Below are 13,327 nucleotides of genomic sequence, written 5' to 3' on the forward strand. Positions count from 1 at the left end.
GACGGCCTCTCGGCACGAAATCCGCACAATGTTCGCGCCGTGCCAGGCTATCTCTTGCGCCGAGGGGTTTGGAGAGAGACCTAATGGCCGCGACACATATTTTCGACGCACCGCCCGAAGGTGTCGCGGCCAATTGGACGATGCCGCAAAACTGGACGGCCTTCACCGCCGAGCAACATGCAACGTGGCGGACCTTGTTCGATCAGCAGTCGGCCGCACTGGATGGCTATGCCTGCCGGTCGTTTCTCGACGGTCTTGGCATTCTGCGTAAGCTGAAACCCGGCGTTCCCAACTTCGCCGAATTGAACGCGCTGTTGAAGCCCGCATCGGGGTGGGAAGTCGTCGCGGTCCCGGGCTGGATCCCGAATGAACCCTTTTTCGAGCATCTCGCGAACAAGCGCTTTCCCGCCGCCAATTTCGTCCGCCCGCCCGAGCAGATCGCGTACAGCGAAGAGCCCGACATGTTTCACGACATATTCGGCCATATCCCGATGCTCACCGATCCGGCCTTTTCGGACTTTCTCGTCGCTTATGGCGAGGCGGGGTTGCGGGCCGAAAAGCTGGGGGCATCGGACTATCTTGGGCGGTTATGGCTCTACACGGTCGAGTTTGGGCTGGTGGTCGAGGACGGCGAGCTTCGCGCCTTTGGCGGCGGGCTGCTGTCGAGCCTTGCCGAAACGCTGTCGGCGCTGACGTCGCCCGAACCGCAACGCATCTGGCTCGATATCGAGCGCGTGATGCGCACGCGGTATCATTTCGACCAATATCAGCAGACCTATTTCGTCGTTGCGGGTTTCGGCGATTTGCTGCGCGCGACCGAGGAAACCGACTTTGCCAGCATCTACCGGAAAATCGCTGGCGAACCGGCGCTCGAACCCGGGGATGTCTGGCGCGGCGATGTCGCCTATGAAGGGCGCCTGCCGGCCGCGCCGGCAAGCGGAGAGACATCGCAATGATCAGGCAGACGCGCGACGGCGACACCGACATTTTCGAGACCGAGATCGACGGCGAGACAATCCAGTGGGACAATGGCCTGACCTATGCCCGGCATTTGCAGACCGCGCAGCTCTTGTCGGCGCAGGTGCCGGTGTCGGACAAGCCCGACGAGATGCTGTTCATCATCATGCATCAGACGATGGAACTCTGGATCAAGCTGGTGCTGCACGAGGGGCGGCTGGTCCTTGATGCGATCAAGGCCGACCGGCTCGAAATTGCGGGCAAGGGGCTCGACCGGATTGCGACGATCCAGCGCCACATGATCCACAGCTGGGAGGTGCTCGCGACGCTGACCCCGCACGACTTCCTGACCTTCCGCGGCTTTCTGCGCCGCGCCTCGGGGTTCCAGTCGCAGCAATATCGCGAACTAGAATATCTGCTCGGCAACAAGCGCGAGGATATGATGATCGTCCACAAGGATGATCCGGCGGCGACCGCGCGGTTGCGTGCGACGTTCGAGGCACCGTCGCTGTACGACGAACTGCTCCGGCTCCTCGCGCGGCGCGGCTTTGCCATTCCCGCCGATCATCTGGAACGCGACTGGACGAAGCCCTATGCGGCGTCGGAGGCGGTCGAGGACGCGTGGCTGAAAATCTACACCGACGTCGACGTCCATTGGGATCTCTACACGCTGGCGGAGAAGATCACCGCGCTCGAATATTATTTCCAGGAATGGCGCTTCAAGCACATGAAGACTGTCGCGCGCGTGATCGGGCACAAGCCGGGGACGGGTGGCTCGTCAGGGGTCAATTATCTGGTGAAGGCGCTGGACCTCAGCTTCTTCCCCGAACTCTGGTCGATGCGCACGCGGATGGCAGCCCCACGCGAGGGCGGCGATTATGCCGAAGGGAAGGGCGCATGAGCCGGATCTGGGACATTTCGCAGCCGCTGCACACCGCGGTGCCGGTGTGGCCGGGCGAGCCGGCGTTTGCGCTGCATAGCCATGCGGTAATCGGCGACGGCTGTCCGGTCAATGTCGGCGGCATGTTCACGCCGCTGCATGCGGGGACGCATGGCGATGCGCCACTGCACTATGCCAATGACGGGGCTTCGTCGGCCGACTGCGAGCTGGATGCCTATATCGGGCCGTGCGTGCTGCTCGATGTTCGCCATGCGCGCGGGCGGGTCGAGATTGCCGATATCGACTGGGATGCGATCGAAGGCAGCGAACGCGTTCTGCTGCGGACCTATGAGTGCTTCCCGCACGACCAATGGGACTCGGATTTCACCGCGATCGCCAGCGATGTGATCGCACGGCTCGGCGCCATGGGCGTGCGCCTGATCGGCACCGATGCGGCGTCGCTCGATCCCGAACAGTCGAAGACGCTCGACGCACATCAGGCGGTGAAGGCGGCGGATATGCGGATATTGGAGGGGCTGGTGCTCGATGACGTGCCGCCCGGCCGGTACGAACTCGTCGCGCTGCCGCTCCGCATCGTCGGCGCCGACGCCAGCCCAGTGCGCGCCATCTTGAGGGAAATCGCATGACCGACACGCTGCTTGCCACCGATGTGTCGGCGCTCGACGCCGCCGATCCGCTCGCGGCCTTCCGCGACCGCTTTCATCTCCGCGAAGGCCTGATCTATCTCGACGGCAATTCGCTCGGCGCGCTGCCGAAGGCGACGGGCGACCGGCTGACCGAAGTTATCGGCAGCGAATGGGGCGAGGGGCTGATCACCTCATGGCTCGGCGCCGAATGGTCGACCGCGCCGCGGCGCATCGGCGACAAGATCGGCCGACTGATTGGCGCGAACCCCGGCGAGATCGTCGCGACCGATTCGACTTCGGTGAATATCTTCAAGGCGTTGACGGCCGCGCTTTCGTTGCGACGCGAACGGACGTTGATCCTGTCGGAGGCGACGAACTTCCCGACCGACGTCTATATGATGCAGGGCATCGAGGCGTTTTCGGGCGGGCGCGTCAAAGCCGTGACGGTGGCGCCCGACGCGATCGTCGATGCGCTGACCGAGGATGTCGCGGTGCTGCTGCTGACGCAGGTTCACTACAAGTCTGGCCGCGTCCGCGACATGGCGGCGATTACGCAAGCTGCGCACGAGGTTGGCGCGCTCGTCGTATGGGATCTGAGCCACAGCGCGGGCGCCATTCCGGTCGATCTCAACGGCGCGAACGCCGATTTTGCGATCGGTTGCGGATACAAGTTCCTCAACGGCGGTCCCGGCGCGCCCGCCTATCTGTTCGCGGCCGCGCGGCACCATGCCGCCACGCCGGTGCTGTCGGGCTGGTTCGGCCATGCGCGGCCGTTCGAATTCGAGGAGGATTATGACCCCGCCGCGGGGATCGAGCGTTTCCAGTGCGGGACACCGCCGGTGCTCGGCCTGTCGGCGCTGGAAGTCGGCGTCGACCTGATGCTTGAAGCCGACATGGCCGAAATCCGCCGCAAGTCGCTCGCGCTCGGCGACCTGTTTATCGAGCTTATGCGGCCTCTGTGCGACACTTATGGCTTTGAACTGGTGAGCGCCCAAGGCCATGCCGAGCGCGGGAGTCAGGTCGGCTATGCGCACCGCCAAGGCTACCAGATCGTGCAGGCGCTCAAGGAATTTGACGTCATCGCCGACTTCCGCGCGCCCGACATTTTGCGTTTCGGGCTGACGCCGCTTTACCTGCGCTATCGTGACATCGTCGAAACCGTCGAGCGGCTCGAAAAAGTCTGCGCGACGCGCGCGTGGGATAAGCCGCAATATCACCTGCGGGCGGCGGTGACATGAGCGACGTGTCGGCACCTTTCCTACCCAGGTCGCGCGTTGCGGCGGTGCAGGCCGCGCCGGTCTTCCTCGACACCGCGCGCACGGTCGACAAGGCGTGCGCGCTGATCGCCGAGGCGGCGGGGAATGGCGCGCAGCTTGTCGCCTTCCCCGAAGTGTTCGTTTCCGCCTATCCCTATTGGAACTGGCTGATGACCCCGATCGAGGGCGCTGAGTGGCACGAGCGCCTCTATCGCGCGTCGCTGTTGATCGACGGGCCCGAGGTCGCCGCGCTGTGCAATGCCGCACGCGATCATGGCTGCACCGTTGTCATCGGGATCAACGAGCGCGATCCGGTCAGCGTCGGGACGCTCTATAACACCAACCTGATCATCGGCGCCGACGGCAGCCTGCTCGGGCGCCACCGCAAGCTGGTGCCGACCTGGGCCGAGAAGCTGACCTGGGCGGGCGGCGACGGCAGCTCGATCCGCGTCTATGACACGCCGGTCGGACCGCTTGGTACGCTCGCGTGCGGCGAGAATACCAACACGCTCGCGCGCTTCGCCTTGCTGTCGCAGGGCGAGCTGGTTCACGTCGCCAATTATATCGCGCTGCCCGTCGCGCCAGCGTCGTACAATATGGCCGAAGCGATCAAGATCCGCGCCACCGCGCACAGCTTCGAGGGCAAGGTCTTCACGATCGTCGCCTGTTCGGCGGTGAGCGAGGAGATCGTCGCCGCGATGTCGGAAGCGCGGCCGCAGAACCGCGAACTGCTCTCACGCCCGAACAGCGCCTGGTCGGGGGTGATCGACCCGCACGGCAATCTGGTCGGCGAGGCGCTGATCGACGCCGAAGGAATCGTCTATGCCGATATCGATCTTGGCGAGTGCATCCGGCCCAAGCTGATGCACGACATCATCGGCGGTTATAACCGCTTCGACATCTTCAACCTGACGGTCGACCGCACCCCCCGTGCGTCGGCGCTGTTCGTCGACGCGCCGCCGCCCGACGATCCCGACGAGGAGGCGCCCTGATGACAGGCAACACGACCATCGACCCGCGTGACGATGTACTCGGACGCGCGCGCGTTACCGATACGCCCGAACTGGAGGCTTTTTATCAGGAGCTTGCGGCGCGCAATGCGGGCGCTTTCTGGAAACGCGCCAATGCGATCGAGCCGTGGGAGCCCGAAACGCGCTATCGCCCGACGCTCTGGCGCTATGCCGAGATGCGCGACATGTGCTTGCGCGCGCTCGACCTGGTGAAGCCCGAGGAGGCGGGGCGCCGCGTTGTGACCCTGCTCAACGACAGCGACGCGGGGCGCGAGAATGTCGCGGTGTGCGGCTGGCTGTTCAGCGGGATGCAGGCGATGCGCCCTGGCGAGATCACGCCGGCGCACAAGCACACCGCGTCGGCGCACCGCTTCATCATGGAGGGGAAGGGTGCGTATACCGTCGTCGACGGGCACCACATCAGCTTGGGGGCCAATGACTATGTGCTGACGCCGGGCGGCTGCTGGCACGACCATGGCGTCGTCGCCGACGGCGAGGTGTCGATCTGGCAGGACGGGCTCGATATCCCGTTGATGAACAGCCTCGAGACCAATTTTTACGCCGTCTATGACCAGCCCGCACAGACGGCCGCCTTTCCGACCGACGACCTGCCGCTGAGCTATGGTGGCGCCGGGCTGCGGCCCGAAGGCGTGCCGGCGTGGGAGAAGCCCTATTCGCCGGTGATGGTCTATCGCTGGGAAGCGACGCGCGACGCGCTGTGGAATCTCGCCAAAGTGTCCGACGGCACGCCGTTCGACGGGCATATGGTGCGCTATTCGAACCCGCTGACCGGCGGCTGGGCGCTCCAGACGATGGGCGCGCATATGCAGATGCTGAAGCCCGGTTTTCGTGGGCATGCGCACCGCCACACCGGCAATGTCGTCTATAATGTCGCGGGCGGGCGCGGTTACTCGATCATCGGCGGCGCGCGTTTCGACTGGGAAACGCACGACATTTTCTGCGTCCCCGCCTGGATGTGGCACGAGCATGTCAATCTCGACGCGTCCGAAGAGGCGTTTCTTTTCTCGTTCAACGACTTTCCCGTGATGGAGGCGCTCGGCGTCCGGATCGAGGAACCCTATCCCGACCATGGCGGCCGCCAGCCCACATGATCAGTAACAGACAGGACATATAATGCGCTTGGTCACCTATCGCACGGCCGAAACCGAACCCCGGCTCGGCCTTCTCCACGATGGCCTCGTCATCGACGTCGAATATTTGGGCGATGCGATCGGTCACGACCTGCCCTCGACGATGCTCGACTTCATCGACCTCGGGCCCGTGGCGCTGCGGTTCCTGAAGGAAGCCGTCGCCGCGGCGACCACTGCCGATCTGATCGGCACCTCGCTGCCTGAGGGCAATGTCAACCTGCTCGCGCCGATCCCGCGCCCGCGCAAGAATATCTTCGGAATCGGTCTTAACTATACCGAGCATGTCGCTGAATCAGCACGCTCGCTCGACACGTCGAACGAGCTGCCGCAGCAGCCGGTGATCTTTTCGAAGCCGCCGACCGCGGTTGTCGCGTGGAACGATCCGATCCGCCACAATGCGAAGGTGACGCAGCAACTCGATTGGGAAACCGAGCTGGCCGTGATCATCGGCAGCACCGCGCGCCTTGTCGCCGAGGGCGACGCGCTGGACCATGTGTTCGGCTATACCGTCATCAACGACGTCTCGGCACGCGATTGCCGCCGCGCCGGCCAGTGGATCGTGTCGAAGGGGCAAGACAGCTTTGCGCCGATGGGGCCTTGCATCGTCACCGCCGACGAAATCGGCGATCCCCACAATCTCAATATCCTGACGCATGTGAACGGGGTCGAGAAGCAGAACAGCAATACGCGCTTCATGCTGTTCAACGTACCGCAGCTGATCGCCGATATTTCGAGCGTGATGACGCTCGAACCGGGCGACATCATCGCGACCGGGACACCAGCGGGGGTCGGCGCGGGGCGCGACCCGCAGGAATTCATGTGGCCGGGCGACGTCGTCGAATGCACGGTCGAGGGGATCGGAACGCTCCGCAACCCGATCATCGCGGTTTGAGGCTCGGCTGATGACACGTCCAATCCGCATCGGGCAGATCGTGCCCAGCTCGAACGTCACGATGGAAACCGAAATCCCGGCGCTGCTCCGTGCGCGCGAGGGCATCGCGCCCGAACGCTTCACTTTCCACTCGTCGCGGATGCGGATGAAGAAGGTGACGAAGGAGGAACTCGCGGCGATGGATGCCGATTCTGATCGCTGCGCCTTGGAACTGTCCGACGCGGCGGTCGATGTGCTCGGCTATGCCTGTCTCGTCGCGATCATGAGCATGGGTGAGGGTTATCACCGCGTGTCGGAGGCGCGGCTGCACCAGCGGACGGTCGAGAATGGCCATGCTGCGCCCGTCGTCACCAGCGCAGGCGCGCTGATCGAGGGCCTCGCGGCGCTCAAGGCGAAACGCATCGCGCTCGTCGCGCCTTATATGAAGCCGCTGACCCAAATGGTCGTATCCTACATTCAGTCCGAAGGCATGGAGGTAAGCGATTGGCTTGCGCTCGAAATCTCCGACAATCTGGAGGTTGCGGCGCAGAATCCGACTAACCTGCTCGAGCATTACAAAAGGCTCGACCTGAACGGCATCGACGCGCTCGTGCTGTCGGCGTGCGTTCAGATGCCGTCGCTGCCGTCGGTGCAGAAGATCGAGGATACGATCGGCTTGCCCGTCGTCTCGGCGGCGATCTGCACTGCGCACCAGATGCTCACGCGGCTTGGGCTGTCGACCGAGGTTCCGGGCGCCGGTGCTTTGCTGTCCGGACGTTATTGAGGCGGCGCGATCGCCGCCGCCGCGGCGACGTCGTGCGTCACATTGGCGACCGTGCGGAACATGTCGGGGATGACGTCGATCGCGAGCAGGATCGGCAACAGCTCGATCGGCGCGCCAATGGCGATCGCGGTCGGCGCAACCGAGGCATAGAAACTGATCTGCCCTGGCATCCCGAGGATCGCCAGCGAGGACAGAACCGCGAGCGGCAAGGCGACCGCGAGTTGCAGCGGCGAGATTTCGACCCCCGCTATCCACGCGAGCGCCAGCGCCATCATCACGGTGTTCGACGGCGCGGTGATCTTGAAGGTCGCGACCGCCATCGGCAGGATCGCAGCGGCATTGCGTTCCTCGATGCCGACGCGCTCGGCGCTTACCATCATCGCGGGCAGCGTCGCGATCGACGATTGGGTGCTTGCTGCAATCGCCTGCGCCGGGGCGATCGCGCGCGCAAAGCGCCCCAGCGGCACGCCCCCGGCAAAGCGCGCGATGGCATAGCCGAGGACGATCAGCACCAGCGTCACGGCAATCGAGATTGCGAGATATTGGGCGAGGATCGCGAGCACCGCCGTACCCACCGTCGCCCCGATCGCCAGCGCGAGCGCGAAGATGCCGATGGGCGCGACGCGCAATACCCAGCCGACCACGACAATCATCGCGTCGGCAAGCCCGCGCAGCGGCTGAATCACGGCCTCGGCGCGGTCACGGTCGATCTTGCCGACGGCAAGGCCCAGCACGAGCGCGAAGATGACGATCGGCAGGACCGCGCCTTCGGCGGCCGATGCGACGACATTGGTTGGGATCATCGCGCGCATTGTTTCGGCCGCGCCGGGGACCGCCGGCGCGGGCGGCGCGGGGAAGAGACTGCGCAGCGCGGCGATATCGGCGGAGGCAATCGTTACCGCGCCGAGCAGCGGCGGGACCATCAGGGCACCGATGACCGCCGAGACGATCAGCAGGCCGATCAGTACGAACGGCAGTCGCCGTCCGAGCCGCGCGGCCTCGTGATGGTCGCCCATGCCAAGGCTGGCGACGCCGGTGGCGACGAGCGCGAAGATCAGCGGGACGATCGTCATCCGCAGCCCGTCGAGCCAGATGCCGCCGACCAGCTCAGCCGCCTCGACCACAGGCGAGGATGCCGCGATGAAAGTGCCGAGCGCAAAACCTGCGACGAGCGCGACGATCATCCAGCCCGATCCGGGCATGCGCGTGGCCCAGGTCCGCGCGCGCGAAATCACCATGAGTCGAAATCCCCCTTGGCCGCAACATGCCGATGCGCACCGACGCGGTCAAAGTCTTTGCTCGGGTTCGCTGACGTCCGCGGCACGCACATTTCGCATGCACAGTTCGGCAGTCGTGCCCCGCAGACGACAATGTTACCGATGGCCTTCGCCTTCCCCGGCCGCCTTTCTCACCGTCATCGGCGATACCCACCATTCTGGGACTTAATTACGGCTTTCTCGCACCGTAAATTGTGTAAAATGCGATATATTCGAGGCCGGCCTTAAAACCGCCTCGCCTGCTCGCGTTTGTGAGTGACATGACGTTAACTATGATCCGCAATATGATTGAATTTTAAGCCTAATTCTAGTATTGCGAAGAAGTGGTTTTGAGTATTTTGCAGTATTGACAGGAAGTTGCACTTCCGTCTGACGCTGCTTCGATAAGGTAGATGATATGAACCAACGTCGCCTATCCGATCCGGTAGAGGAGCAGCAAAGCGCAGCCGACACCGATCGTCGTGGCGGCGACCGCTATCGCACGGTCTGGCGGATCGCCAAGGTGATGCGCAATGGCGACGCGGGTTTGTGGCGTGTGCGTAATATTTCGGACAAGGGCATGATGCTTGCGGCCGATGTTCCGATCGAAGTGGGCGAGAAACTCGAGATCGCGCTTTCGGATACGGTGACGATCCGCGGCGAAGTCGTCTGGTCCGAAGCCGGCCGCTGCGGCGTGTCGTTCGACAAGGAAGTCGACGTAGCCGACGTGCTCAAGCAGTTGGCGGCCGAACAGCGCGGGTCTGGTTATCGCCAGCCGCGCCTGCCGGTGCGCACGCAGGCGCAGGCGGTCACCGATGAAGCCACGACTAGCATCGAACTGGTCGACCTGTCACAGAACGGCGCAGGTTTCGTCCACGACGGCCATCTGGAAGTGGGCAAAGAACTCGATCTGATCCTCGCGGGCGGGGTCAAGCGTCGCGCGATCGTGCGCTGGTCGCGCGCCGGGCGCGGGGGACTGTGGCTGACGCAGCCGCTCGAACGCACCGACTTGGAAAGCATCCACCGCTTCGAAAGCTGACCTTGGGGCCGCCCTAACCGCCGCGCGCGATCTTTGCCCAGGGGTTGAGATCGGGCTCGGCGACTTTCACCAGCTTGTTGCGATCGCGATGAAGGAAAGGCTCGTCGCGGCCTTTGACGATGAGAGTTGTATCGGAGACATAACTCCAAGATCCATCATCTTGGAAATCCACCGTAATCTGGTAGCTGTCAGTCCGGAAGGCGAGGTCGAGGAAGGTCGTTGAGCAGATGCCATATTCGGTCTGGCCACGCTCCGCCCTGAGCACCAGCTTCTTCGCGTCGGGCTCGGCATGCCCCGCCGCAATGGCGATCTGACCGCGTGGAATCGCCAGCGTCTGGAGGATCAGCCCGGTCGCGGCTTCATAGAGCCAGTAACCGACCTGGTCGTGGAAGGCGATGTCCTCTTCGCGCGTGTTGACGTGCAGATGATAGCGCAGCCCATAGAATAGTTGTGGCCCGTTCGCCTGCGGGTCAATCGGCTGCAGCTCGATCCGCTCATAATATTGGCGCGTCTCGGGGCCGTCGGCCTTGGGATTGATGTCGACTCCGCGCTGCCCCTCCCAGACGCCGGCAAGGCGGCGGAGCGGGCCGAGATTGGCGAGCGTCTCGGGATCGACGTCCTCGGGCTCGGTGAAAATGTCGTCCGGAATGTCCATGTCGTTTCCCCGCTTTTGTCTCGATCCGCTATTGCCCGCGTCGACCGCCAAAGCAAACCAAACCAAGGTGTGGGTTCGCGGGTCCGGTGCCGTCGTCTATCCTGCCCGTATCGATCAAGCTTCGGGAGAGAGGCCATGATGAACCGCCGTGATTTTTCCGCCGCCCTCATTGCCGGGGCGACAGCGCCGCTCCTTATGGGCGTAGCGCGGGGAGCGACGCCGCCCGGGGTGAAGGCGCGCAACGTCGTGTTCGTTCACGGGCTGTTTGCGGACGGTTCCTGCTGGACCGACGTGATATCGCGGCTGCAGGCGCTGGGTTTCAACGCAACCTCGGTCCAGAATCCGCTGACCACGCTGGACGAGTCGGTCGCCGCCGCCGAGCGGGTTCTGGCGCGGCAGGACGGGCCGACGGTGCTCGTCGGACACAGCTTTGGCGGCATGCTCGTGACGCAGGCCGGGGTGCATCCCAACGTGTCCGCGCTCGTCTATGTTGCGGCGCGGGCACCCGACGCGAATGAGAATTATGGAGCTTTGGCCGCGACCTATCCGACGCCGCCGGCCACTGCGGGCATCGTCTATGACGGCGACGAAGGGCGCCTGAGCGAAGCGGCATTCCTGCGCGATTTTGCTGGCGATCTGCCCGAAGCGAAGGCGCGGCTGCTCTATGCGGTGCAGCAGCCGTTTCAGCGGGCGTTGCTGAGCGGGCAGGTCACACAAGCGGCATGGCGGTCGAAACCCAGCTTCTATGCCGTGTCGAGCGAGGACCGCACGATCAACCCCGATCTCGAACGCTTCATGGCGAAACGGATGGGCGCGAAGACGATCGAACTCAGGGCGAGCCACCTGTCGTTGATTTCGCAGCCCGAGCCGATCACGCGGTTGATCGTCGAGGCGGCGAGCGCCGCCTGACTTCGGCTCAGATGTCCTCGACGAGCCGCCCGTAAAGTTGCGGCCGGCGGTCGCGAAAGAAGCCCATGCCGGCGCGGTGCTTGGCAGCGCGGTCGAGGTCGATCGTCTCGACGAGGACGCCCGTTTCGGCAGCGCCAAATTCCTGTGTCAGGTCGCCCCATTCGTCGGTGATGAAGCTGTGGCCATAGAAATTGGCGTCGCCCTCGGTTCCGATGCGGTTCGACGCGATCACCGGCATGCAGTTCGACACCGCATGGCCCTGCATCGCGCGGCGCCACATGCGGCTGGTGTCGAGATCGGCGTCATAGGGTTCGCTGCCGATCGCGGTGGGGTAGAAGAGCAATTCCGCGCCCATCAGCGCCATCGCGCGCGCGCATTCGGGATACCATTGGTCCCAGCAGACGCCGACACTGATGCGGGTGCCGAAGACGTCCCACACCTTGAAGCCGGTGTTGCCGGGTCGGAAATAATATTTCTCTTCATAGCCGGGGCCGTCGGGGATGTGGCTCTTGCGGTACGTCCCCATGATCGCGCCGTCGGGGCCGATCATCGCGAGCGTGTTATAATAGTGCGGCCCGTCCTTTTCGAAATAGCTGGTCGGGATCGCGACCTTCAATTTCGCCGCGAGCGCCTGCATTGCCACGACGCTCGGATGCTCGGCGGTCGGGCGCGCCGACGCGAACAATTCCTCATCCTCGACCTGGCAGAAATAGGGGCCTTCGAAGAGTTCGGGGGGCAGGATGACCTGCGCGCCTTTTGCGGCCGCCTCCTCGACGAGCGCGGTGACGGCGTCGATATTGGGCTGGACGGGGCCGGGCAGGGCGAGTTGCAGCGCGGCGACGGTGATGGTGCGGGTCATGGGGCGGGTCCGTGATGGGCTCAGAATCGAGCCGGAATATAGGGGGCTTCGCGCCCGATACTAGGCCGGAAGCTGTTGGCTCGAGCAATGGAAGCTGCCGCCGCCGACGATGATCCCGCGCGCGGGCACCCCAACGGCGCGGCGGTCGGGGAAGAGCGCGGCGAGCGTGTCGACCGCGGCCTTATCGTTGGCGACGCCATAGGTCGGCACCACGACGACGCTGTTGCCGATATAGAAGTTCATATAGCTCGCCGCCGCGATCTCGCCGCCCACTTCGACGCGGCCGGGTGAGGGCAGGTCGACGATTTCGACCCCGCCGAACGCCGCGGTCCGCGCGCGGGCGTCGGCGTAGACATGTGCGTTGGGGTCGTCATTTCCCGTCGCGACGGGCAGCGCGAGCCGCCCTTCGCCGACGAAACGCGCCAGATTGTCGACATGGCCGTCGGTATGATCGCCGACCAGCCCGTTGCCGAGCCACAGCAGCCGGTCGATCCCGAGCGACTGGTGGAGCCGCACCGCGATATCTTCGCGCGTCAGCGTCGGATTACGGTTGGTGTTGAGCAGGCATTCCTCGGTGGTGACGCAGAGCCCGGTGCCGTCGACGTCGATGCCGCCGCCCTCGAGCACCCAGTCCTGATCGTCGACCGGCAGGCCCGATCCGGCGGCCAGCGCGGCGCCGACTTCCTGATCGCCCGGCATGACGAATTTCTCGCCCCACCAGTTGAATTCGAAATTGCGCGCCCGGCGGGCCGCGCCCGTTCCGGCGATGATCGGCCCGGTGTCGCGCAGCCAGATGTCGCCCAAGGGCTGGATCAGGATGCGCACGCCCGGATCGACGAGCGCGGCGGCGGTATCGGCCTGCCGCGCATCGTTGACCACGAGCCGCACTTCCTCGCCGCGGCCGCCGTCATGGACGGCGTTGGCGAAGGCGGCGACATCGCGCCGTCCCTCGTCGATCGCACCCGCCCACTCCTCGGCGAGGTGCGGGAAACCGATCCAGACGGCGTCGTGCGGCGCCCATTCGGCAGGCATTTTCAGCGTCATGGGCGCCTT

Annotated in this window: 14 protein-coding genes; 10 read left to right on the forward strand and 4 right to left on the reverse strand. The window is 64.6% G+C overall.

The genetic code is table 11. The annotated features are described in order from the left end of the window. Window positions 1-83: 83 nt before the first annotated feature. From phhA to SKP52_RS06840, 8 genes are read left to right on the forward strand one after another with little or no spacing between them, the layout of a single operon-like run. Complete coding sequence (gene phhA / locus SKP52_RS06805; RefSeq protein WP_039573164.1) at window positions 84-956, forward strand: phenylalanine 4-monooxygenase; 873 nt, start codon at window positions 84-86, stop codon at window positions 954-956. Then, window positions 953-1,858: a tryptophan 2,3-dioxygenase gene (locus SKP52_RS06810; protein WP_039573167.1), complete on the forward strand. Its 906-nt coding sequence runs from the start codon at window positions 953-955 to the stop codon at window positions 1,856-1,858. The genes phhA and SKP52_RS06810 overlap by 4 nt, the downstream gene beginning before the upstream one ends. Then, a complete protein-coding gene (kynB, locus tag SKP52_RS06815) occupies window positions 1,855-2,484 on the forward strand; it encodes an arylformamidase (protein ID WP_039573170.1) in 630 nt (209 codons plus the stop codon). The genes SKP52_RS06810 and kynB overlap by 4 nt, the downstream gene beginning before the upstream one ends. Next, window positions 2,481-3,722, forward strand: a complete 1,242-nt coding sequence (gene kynU / locus SKP52_RS06820; RefSeq protein WP_039573172.1) for a kynureninase — start codon at window positions 2,481-2,483, stop codon at window positions 3,720-3,722. The genes kynB and kynU overlap by 4 nt, the downstream gene beginning before the upstream one ends. Further along, window positions 3,719-4,732 (forward strand): carbon-nitrogen hydrolase family protein, encoded by a 1,014-nt coding sequence (locus tag SKP52_RS06825; protein WP_039573175.1) that lies wholly within the window; start codon window positions 3,719-3,721, stop codon window positions 4,730-4,732. Before kynU ends, SKP52_RS06825 begins: the two co-directional genes overlap by 4 nt. Next, window positions 4,732-5,862, forward strand: a complete 1,131-nt coding sequence (locus tag SKP52_RS06830) for a cupin domain-containing protein (protein WP_039573177.1) — start codon at window positions 4,732-4,734, stop codon at window positions 5,860-5,862. Before SKP52_RS06825 ends, SKP52_RS06830 begins: the two co-directional genes overlap by 1 nt. A gap of 22 nt (window positions 5,863-5,884) precedes the next feature. Further along, window positions 5,885-6,793 carry a fumarylacetoacetate hydrolase family protein gene (locus SKP52_RS06835; RefSeq protein ID WP_039573180.1) on the forward strand — a complete coding sequence of 303 codons (909 nt, stop codon included), beginning with the start codon at window positions 5,885-5,887 and terminating at the stop codon, window positions 6,791-6,793. 10 nt (window positions 6,794-6,803) lie between these two features. After that, window positions 6,804-7,556: a maleate cis-trans isomerase family protein gene (locus SKP52_RS06840; RefSeq protein ID WP_039573183.1), complete on the forward strand. Its 753-nt coding sequence runs from the start codon at window positions 6,804-6,806 to the stop codon at window positions 7,554-7,556. Here the strand turns inward: SKP52_RS06840 and SKP52_RS06845 are convergent. Further along, window positions 7,550-8,794 carry a dicarboxylate/amino acid:cation symporter gene (locus SKP52_RS06845; RefSeq protein ID WP_081997240.1) on the reverse strand — a complete coding sequence of 415 codons (1,245 nt, stop codon included), beginning with the start codon at window positions 8,792-8,794 and terminating at the stop codon, window positions 7,550-7,552. The two genes, SKP52_RS06840 and SKP52_RS06845, sit on opposite strands and share 7 nt — an antisense overlap. A gap of 436 nt (window positions 8,795-9,230) precedes the next feature. Between SKP52_RS06845 and SKP52_RS06850 the strand changes: the two genes are divergently transcribed. Continuing rightward, entirely contained in the window at window positions 9,231-9,851 is a 621-nt protein-coding gene (locus SKP52_RS06850) for a PilZ domain-containing protein (RefSeq protein ID WP_039573186.1), read from the forward strand. Between the two features lie 13 nt (window positions 9,852-9,864). Here SKP52_RS06850 and SKP52_RS06855 read toward each other — a convergent pair whose 3' ends face one another. Then, on the reverse strand, window positions 9,865-10,506 hold the full coding sequence (locus tag SKP52_RS06855; RefSeq protein WP_039573189.1) for an FABP family protein: 642 nt from the start codon (window positions 10,504-10,506) through the stop codon (window positions 9,865-9,867). A gap of 135 nt (window positions 10,507-10,641) precedes the next feature. Here SKP52_RS06855 and SKP52_RS06860 point away from each other — a divergent pair, with 135 nt between their 5' ends. Continuing rightward, window positions 10,642-11,415: an alpha/beta fold hydrolase gene (locus tag SKP52_RS06860; RefSeq protein ID WP_039573191.1), complete on the forward strand. Its 774-nt coding sequence runs from the start codon at window positions 10,642-10,644 to the stop codon at window positions 11,413-11,415. A gap of 7 nt (window positions 11,416-11,422) precedes the next feature. Here SKP52_RS06860 and aguB read toward each other — a convergent pair whose 3' ends face one another. Together aguB and SKP52_RS06870 are read right to left on the reverse strand one after the other, a co-directional pair. Continuing rightward, complete coding sequence (aguB, locus tag SKP52_RS06865) at window positions 11,423-12,274, reverse strand: N-carbamoylputrescine amidase (RefSeq protein WP_039573193.1); 852 nt, start codon at window positions 12,272-12,274, stop codon at window positions 11,423-11,425. Window positions 12,275-12,334: 60 nt separating this feature from the next. Beyond that, window positions 12,335-13,318: an agmatine deiminase family protein gene (locus SKP52_RS06870; RefSeq protein WP_039573195.1), complete on the reverse strand. Its 984-nt coding sequence runs from the start codon at window positions 13,316-13,318 to the stop codon at window positions 12,335-12,337. Window positions 13,319-13,327 lie beyond the last annotated feature (9 nt).

Source organism: Sphingopyxis fribergensis (genome assembly GCF_000803645.1).
Classification (GTDB): Bacteria; Pseudomonadota; Alphaproteobacteria; order Sphingomonadales; family Sphingomonadaceae; genus Sphingopyxis; species Sphingopyxis fribergensis.